Origin of the sequence: Endozoicomonas sp. ONNA1, assembly GCF_024606325.1 — a bacterium.
Classification (GTDB): domain Bacteria; phylum Pseudomonadota; class Gammaproteobacteria; order Pseudomonadales; family Endozoicomonadaceae; genus Endozoicomonas_A.
Genome location: NZ_JAHHPN010000980.1, coordinates 1 through 1,043, shown reverse-complemented (window position 1 = coordinate 1,043; position 1,043 = coordinate 1). Strand labels below are relative to the sequence as shown.

At 48.3% G+C, this 1,043-nt stretch carries 1 protein-coding gene; it reads left to right on the top strand.

Translation table 11 applies throughout. The annotated features are described in order from the left end of the window. Positions 1–8: 8 nt before the first annotated feature. Positions 9–1,043 (top strand): anti-phage ZorAB system protein ZorA (zorA, locus tag KDK19_RS23600; protein ID WP_368736498.1); only part of this gene is annotated, 1,035 nt, incomplete at its 3' end.

Below are 1,043 nucleotides of genomic sequence, written 5' to 3'. Positions count from 1 at the left end.
AAAGTGGTATATCCACTCTGATTTCCTCAGCATCCATTGCGTTTATGACTTCGGTGTGGGGCGTATTTCTCAGCTTGTTATTTAATGTTTTAGAGAAGTTTGCTGAAGGCCACCTCCGTGATGCTATTGCCAGCCTGCAAACCCGAATTGATGAACTGTATTCCCGAATCACAGCAGAGAGAACCCTGCTTGGGATTGAAAACCACAGTAAAGTCTCCCGCGATACTTTAAATGGCCTGGCCGAACAGATTGGCGAGCGTATGCAGGTAGCTGTGCAGAATATGGCGGACACGGTGACCACAGGTATGGAAGCTAGCCTCAACAAAGTTATGGAGCCAGCCATTGCCAGTCTGGTTAGAGCATCCAATGAGTTGTCAGTCAAACAGGGTAAATCTTCGGAAGATGCTTTGAAAAAGCTGCTGAAAGAATTTACTGCTCAGCTGGGTAAAGCGGGTTCTGAACAAGGTGCTGCGCTGAGTCAGGTTTCCCAGGGAATTAACAGTTCCATTAGTCAATGGGGCGATACCATGTCGCGCTTTATGACTCAGTTGAATATGACCATTACCCGTCTCGAAGAGATGGGTAATCAGCAACATCGAGCGATCAGCCAGTCTATTGGTCAGTCCGTTGAGGAACAAACCAGGCTCAGCAGGGAAAGTGCTGATCAGATACGACAGGTGATTAGTGATCTGGTCAATGGGCTTAGGGTTGAACGTGAAAAAGAAATTGAAGCAAACACCCGGCGTCGTGAACAAAGTCAGCAGGAAGACGCGCAGCGGCAACAGGCGCTGTTCGATCGGTTGGCAGGCTTTATAGAGAAACAAAATGGTGAAGTGAATGCCTCGGTCAGCAAAACGGCCAGCATGACCGGGAAGCTGACATCGGAGCTGAAATCCCAGCAAGATGCCATTAGCAAAACTATAAGGCAAACTTTCAGCGACCAGAAGCAGCTGAACTTTGAAAACACGGAGCAAACCCGTCAAGTCATCGAAGGTCTGGTGAATGAATTGCGCAGTGAACGTGAGAAAGATCAGGAAGCCGCT